This window comes from Klebsiella michiganensis, from assembly GCF_002925905.1.
Lineage (GTDB): Bacteria > Pseudomonadota > Gammaproteobacteria > Enterobacterales > Enterobacteriaceae > Klebsiella > Klebsiella michiganensis.
The window spans coordinates 1-5,928 of record NZ_PRDB01000019.1; the positions used below are offsets into that span (position 1 = coordinate 1).

A 5,928-nucleotide genomic window follows, 5' to 3' on the forward strand; every position below is an offset into this window, starting at 1 on the left:
TGTGCGCGTTGGACCCGATGGCTATCTGTATGTCTTAACCGACGAATCCAACGGCGAGCTGCTGAGGGTGAGCCCGGCGGGCTAATATCAGGTGACCGGGATCATCACCACGTTGCGCCAGGCCTGGCGCTGGTTAATCTGCTGATACCAGCGCTGCAGGTGCGGGCGCGGTTGCCAGGTTTTCACGGTCTCCAGCAGGTTATAAATGAACGGCGCGACGGCGATATCGCCGAGGCCGAAGGCGTCGCCTGATAGCCACTGATGGCGCGACAGTTCGTCATCGAGAATGGCGAACAGGGTCTCGCAGGTGGCAATACCGGCTTCAATCGCGGCGGGGTCGCGTTTTCCGGCGGGGTTCTCACCAGCCCCATTAAAATCGGCCGATGGGCCGGCGAGAGCGAACCGTTGGCCCAGTCCATCCATTTCTCTCCCTGAGCGCGTTCGGCGGGCGACTCCACCCACAGGCGATCCTGACCATACTGCGCGGCCAGATAGCGGATAATGGTGTTTGATTCCCAGAGCACGATATCGGTCGTCTCATCTTTCAATAGCGGTACCAGCCCATTGGGATTCATGGCCAGATAGGCCGGATCGTGATTCAGACCGAACTCCAGGCCTGCCAGAATTTGCTGATACGGGAGGTCGAGTTCTTCCAGCACCCAGCGCACTTTCTTCACATTGGTCGAGTTATTTCTGCCCCACAGCGTAATCATATCCGCTCCTGCTTTTTTCGCCGCCGTTGCGGCGTAGTGAGCATTCATGTTGGAATAAAGTTAATATTCCGGCAAGTGATTTTATTTTGCTGAAATTAAACGCTTTTTATACCCACTACCTTGCGTTTGGGGCACCCTTGGGACAGAACGTTAGAAAAACTACTATTCAGCATTTCCACCTGGTTACGGTCCATCTCTCCGATCCACTTCGAGTAAATCTCATAAACCATCTTCGCGTTCTCGTGACCCATCTGTCCGGCGATAAACGACGGGTTAGCACCGGCCGTTAATAGCCAGCATGCGAACGTGTGGCGCGACTGGTAAGGGCGTCTGCTCCTGATTCCCGCCTTCTTTAATCCCGCCTCCCAACTATACCCCAGAGACTGAGAACCGTAATACTTCGTTTCCCCGCGCAGTTTTTGGGCGGGATAAACACGAACCGCAGTTTTTGTTGTTCAGTTAAACCATGTTCGCGGTGATGGAAAGTGATTTCGGTTTTGCTTAATGCGCCAGTTAGCTTGAATTGTTCGCGTAGAGCATTCAGCGCAGGTTCAAGTAGGGTTACAGTTCTGATCCCCGCTTCGGTTTTGGGTGGCACAAACAGGCCCTCATTCGTCTGGTTACGCCTGACGTGAAGCTCACCCTTATCAAGGTCCACATCCTCCAGGCTAAAGCTGTAAGCTCTCCATGCCCGAAGACCTGTAAAGATAGCTGTAGTCCAGAGCAAAGCATACCGAGGAGATAACGCTTTTTAAAAACCTTCGTACTCACTCTGGAGAAGCGGATCCGGATCTCTCCTGGAGCGCTTAAGCATCTTTACCTTCGTGAGGGGTATGCTCGATAAAGCCACTCAGGTTCGCCAGTTTGAGCAGCGCAGTCAGGTTGTTCATCAGGCCGTTGACCGTGGATACAGCTTTTTCTTTTAAGCCAAGGAGCATGATCGCTAAAGGTGTTACCAGTTAAGAGCGCGTTCCTGTAATTCAACAGATCGGTATGTTGAATATCCGTAATATGCGTATTACTTCCGACGATAGCGCAAAGTGTTGCTATGCGTGATTCTGCGCCTCTGTATGACGCAGCTGACACCTCAAGCTTTTTGGCATTAAGATAAACTTTGCACAATTCACCGAAGGTTTTAATTTTTTGTGTTGTAGTGAATTTTTTAAGCGCCTTTGATTCAGGGAAGTGCTCTGCATAGTCAAATTTACCTTGCTGAATCTCACTCATAATTAAAGCACGGAGATTGCCAGCTTTTTTTATATTGCTATTTGATACAGTCCAGCCTCGCAAAACCTCGCGGCAACGTATGCCGCGATATAGAAAGCTAATTCTTATTACTTTCCCATGCAGCTCTACGCCAGCAGGCATATTCATTATGTTTCCCCGACAAGCCTATTAATCCTGGTGTAGTTGTAGAGAAGCGTTACCCTTCCTTCTGAAGCTTTTGGATCTGGTGGGTGCTTCTTAGGAAGGTGCGAACAAGTTCCTGATATGAGATCATCATATTCATCCGGAGCGCATCCCAGAGGGACATCATGAGCCATCAACTCACCTTCGCCGATAGTGAATTCAGCACTAAGCGCCGTCAGACCCGAAAAGAGATTTTCCTCTCCCGCATGGAGCAGATTCTGCCATGGCAGAATGACCGCTGTCATCGAGCCGTTTTATCCCAAGGCGGGCAATGGCCGACGGCCCTATCCGCTGGAGACCATGCTGCGTATTCACTGCATGCAGCATTGGTACAACCTGAGCGACGGTGCCATGGAAGATGCCCTGTACGAAATCGCCTCCATGCGCCTGTTTGCCCGATTATCCCTGGATAGCGCCCTGCCGGATCGCACCACCATCATGAATTTCCGCCACCTGCTCGAGCAGCATCAACTGGCCCGTCAATTGTTCAAGACCATCAATCGCTGGCTGGCCGAAGCAGGCGTCATGATGACCCAAGGCACTTTGGTGGATGCCACCATCATTGAGGCACCCAGCTCTACCAAGAACAAAGAGCAGCAACGCGATCCGAGATGCATCAGACCAAGAAAGGCAATCAGTGGCACTTTGGCATGAAGGCCCACATTGGTGTCGATGCCAAGAGTGGCCTGACCCACAGCCTAGTCACCACCGCGGCCAACGAGCATGACCTCAATCAGCTGGGTAATCTGCTTCATGGAGAGGAGCAATTTGTCTCAGCCGATGCCGGCTACCAAGGAGCGCCACAGCGCGAGGAGCTGGCCGAGGTGGATGTGGACTGGCTGATCGCCGAGCGTCCCGGCAAGGTAAAAACCTTGAAGCAGCATCCGCGCAAGAACAAAACGGCCATCAACATCGAATACATGAAAGCCAGCATCCGTGCCAAGGTGGAGCACCCGTTTCGCATCATCAAGCGGCAGTTCGGCTTCGTGAAAGCCAGATACAAGGGGCTGCTGAAAAACGATAACCAACTGGCGATGTTATTCACCCTGGCCAACCTGTTTCGGGTGGACCAAATGATACGTCAGTGGGAGAGATCTCAGTAAAAACCGGAAATAACGCCAGAAATGGTGGAAAAAATAGCCTAAATAGGCTGATTCGATGTGTTTGCGGGAAAAAAAATCGGCCCAGATCCGCGAAATTTTAATCAGCGAGTCAGCTTGGGAAGAAATGACCTGCTTATTCGCACCTTCCCTAGCTCATCGTGCAGAAGACCGCCGCTGTGTGAAATATGCGAGACGACAAGCTGACTTGTTTTCTTCAGGCAGCCCAGTTCCGCCAGTCTGTCTCTGGCAGCGAACACCGTTTCCAGACTCATATGGTTATTGGTACGATTTCTCCATTAAAGCCGTAGGTACACTCCAGAACGGCCAGATCGATTTTTTTTTCCTTCCAGCCACTGCCAGGTGAGCTCAGGAAACCAGCCAGAGTCATGACCGTAAAATATTGACTGGCCCTCTTTTTCGATAAACCAGGTATAACAAAGCTCCCATTTAGCATGGTTAGCCAGCAGCGGAGTTATCCGATAACCACGGGTTTCTACGGTGACGAAGGGCACCAGGCAATGAAAGGCAAAGCGCTCTGCGCTATAGCCCGGCAAAACCTCTGCCGCACCGTTAATCGCACGATCGTTCCCAAAGATATTCAGCGGATGGGTAATCTCAAATCCGTAACCCTCCATTCGGCTGAAAAGATCGCCGACGTTGAAATGATCGGGATGAGTATGGGTAAACAGAAGCGACCTGATTTCAGTTGCGTCCATGCCGTCGCGCAGCAGCTGCTGGCTAAATTCCGGTGCGACGTCAATCAACAGTTCATCATCAATAATCGCGGAAGAGTGTGTACGAATGTCTTTTCCCTTACGTATACGGGCTTGCTGACAGTGCTCGCAGCGGCAAAACGGGTTAGGTATTCCTTCAGACGCTGCCGTTCCCAGAAAATGGATCTTCATGATTTCCTCTTATCACTAACAGGTTGCTGTTTTTATCATCAGAAATGTAATCAAAAGTAATTGGAACGTGTCAATTATGGTTCTGCCGTTTAACAGGAACAATGATCTTTTATCCCAGAAGTGATCACCTTCAAAAACTTATTTTATTTATGTTAAATTTCAACAAATTGCAATCTTTACTACATGGTTACTCGTCTCAAGCCGGAAAAGATTAATATTTTTAATGTCTATAAATCACACAAATTTATTTTGTAACGTTCAAATAACACCGGCAACGATAGTTTTCAGAGGTAGGCCGTGCTAGCATCAACGCATGAGGGTAAGGATTAAAATATGCCGACAATCAAAGACATAGCAAAGCTAGCCGGTGTGTCACACGGCACTGTCTCGAACGTACTTAATGGCAGAGGTAATGTCAGCGTTGAGAAGATTGAAGCGGTTCAACGAGCGGCTAAGGAAGTGGGCTATCAGTTAAATGCGCAGGCGCAATCGTTAAGAGCCAGTAAAAGCCAGGGGGTGGCGCTACTGCTGCCAGACATTAATGCGGTAGCAGTATTACCAGCTTTACCGGGGCTTACATCAGGTCTGTCAGCCATCATTAAGCGAACCGCTGGATCTTTACCTGACCAACGATCTGCCCAGCCTGGAACTGGAGATTCTGCAAATGCTGGCGGCAAAATCTTACCAGACCATTGTTACCGTCAGCTGCCTGAGCAATAGCCAACCTTATTATGAAATGCTTAAGCTGCCCGCGGAACAGATCCTTTTTGCGTACCGGCAACCTGCCGGAGCTGACAACTATTTCAGCCTCGATTACGTCACTGCGGGTGAACACCTTGCGAGAAGAGCGCTCGCGCAGCGGCCGGGCCATATCGGTATCTTCTGCGAACCACTTGAATATGCTCATAGCGCATGTTTTATGCAGGCGATACAGGAGACCTGCCGGACAGTAAGTCCGCAGACTAAGCTCACCGTTTTATCCTCGCAGGCGGGCGAGTCTAACACCGTAGCGTTTGATTTTTTCCGCGGCGTTCCCCCCGATATTTTCATCACTCAGGATAGTGATAAAACGCGAGCCGTGACGCAGGCAGCCTGGTTTGGTAGCGTGCAGTCCTGTCCGCAGATACTGCAGTTGAGTGATAATCTTCCGGCAGCCTTCGACGGCGTCACAAACTACCAGATGGACTATGGTCGCCTGGGTACCGCCATCGCTTCCCATATTCGCCAGCCTAAAAAACAGGTAACGCATCGAATTCTGACAAATAGCGGATTTTCATTAGATGGCCAATCCGTCCAGCCGCCTGAGACTGAGGCGACGTTGAATATGTTAATTTTACCCAGCCCCTCAACCGATGCGCTGAAAAAGCTGTTACCTCACTTTTATCGTCAGACCGGTATCAAGGTAAATCTTGCGGTTTATCCTTATGATGAAGTGTTTGAAATTCTTTCCCATCTTCATCTGCATCCCTATTACGATCTCCTGCGCATCGATATGGCCTGTTTTCCCTGGTTTGCAGAAAAAGCGTTATTGCCGCTGGAGTCGATTTCCCCTGCGCTGCCGCAGCTGCTGACTCATTTTTCTGACCAGATTCAACAGCACTTCAGCATGGTGAATGGCACCGCGTGGGCCATCCCCTTTGATGCCAGTATGCAGCTCCTGTTTTACCGACGCGATCTCTTTGAAGATGCGACGATAAAACGGAAGTTCTACGAAACAACGGGCAAAGAGTTAACCCTACCCGAAAACTTTGCGCAATTTGATGAGTTAGCGGCTTTCTTCAGTCGCCAGCATCAGCC

The 5,928-nt window shown here is 50.3% G+C and carries 5 protein-coding genes and 4 pseudogenes; 5 read left to right on the top strand and 4 right to left on the bottom strand.

Going from position 1 to position 5,928, the window contains the following annotated elements; all coding sequences use genetic code 11:
- Positions 1–85, top strand: an 85-nt coding sequence (locus tag CDA56_RS31360; protein WP_242446376.1) for a hypothetical protein, incomplete at its 5' end; no start/stop codon positions are given.
- 2 nt (positions 86–87) lie between these two features.
- Here the strand turns inward: CDA56_RS31360 and CDA56_RS26025 are convergent.
- The 3 genes and pseudogenes from CDA56_RS26025 to CDA56_RS31720 all read right to left on the bottom strand — a co-directional run bounded on the left by CDA56_RS26025 (position 88) and on the right by CDA56_RS31720 (position 2,087).
- Positions 88–713: pseudogene (locus CDA56_RS26025) on the bottom strand (glutathione S-transferase family protein).
- A gap of 95 nt (positions 714–808) precedes the next feature.
- Entirely contained in the window at positions 809–1,129 is a 321-nt protein-coding gene (locus CDA56_RS31715; RefSeq protein ID WP_371858645.1) for a tyrosine-type recombinase/integrase, read from the bottom strand.
- Positions 1,130–1,529: 400 nt separating this feature from the next.
- Positions 1,530–2,087, bottom strand: a complete 558-nt coding sequence (locus tag CDA56_RS31720; RefSeq protein WP_242446373.1) for an Arm DNA-binding domain-containing protein — start codon at positions 2,085–2,087, stop codon at positions 1,530–1,532.
- 161 nt (positions 2,088–2,248) lie between these two features.
- On the opposite strand from CDA56_RS31720, the pseudogene CDA56_RS26035 reads away from it, so the two are divergent.
- Positions 2,249–3,226, top strand: a pseudogene (locus tag CDA56_RS26035) (IS5-like element ISKpn26 family transposase).
- Positions 3,208–3,430: pseudogene (locus tag CDA56_RS31590) on the top strand (hypothetical protein). The pseudogenes CDA56_RS26035 and CDA56_RS31590 overlap by 19 nt, the downstream one beginning before the upstream one ends.
- On the opposite strand, the pseudogene CDA56_RS26045 reads toward CDA56_RS31590, so the two are convergent.
- Positions 3,328–4,131, bottom strand: a pseudogene (locus CDA56_RS26045) (MBL fold metallo-hydrolase). The pseudogenes CDA56_RS31590 and CDA56_RS26045 sit on opposite strands and share 103 nt — an antisense overlap.
- A gap of 333 nt (positions 4,132–4,464) precedes the next feature.
- On the opposite strand from CDA56_RS26045, the gene CDA56_RS31375 reads away from it, so the two are divergent.
- Both CDA56_RS31375 and CDA56_RS26050 read left to right on the top strand, forming a co-directional pair.
- Positions 4,465–4,851 (top strand): LacI family DNA-binding transcriptional regulator, encoded by a 387-nt coding sequence (locus CDA56_RS31375; RefSeq protein WP_242446374.1) that lies wholly within the window; start codon positions 4,465–4,467, stop codon positions 4,849–4,851.
- Positions 4,796–5,928: extracellular solute-binding protein (locus tag CDA56_RS26050; protein ID WP_242446375.1), on the top strand; the 1,133-nt coding region annotated here is incomplete at its 3' end. The genes CDA56_RS31375 and CDA56_RS26050, both read left to right, overlap by 56 nt.

Excerpts from the sequence above, each read along its gene's own strand:
- CDA56_RS31720 (WP_242446373.1), bottom strand. The coding sequence starts at position 2,087 with ATGAATATGCCTGCTGGCGTAGAGCTGCATGGGAAAGTAATAAGAATT.
- CDA56_RS31375 (WP_242446374.1), top strand. The coding sequence starts at position 4,465 with ATGCCGACAATCAAAGACATAGCAAAGCTAGCCGGTGTGTCACACGGC.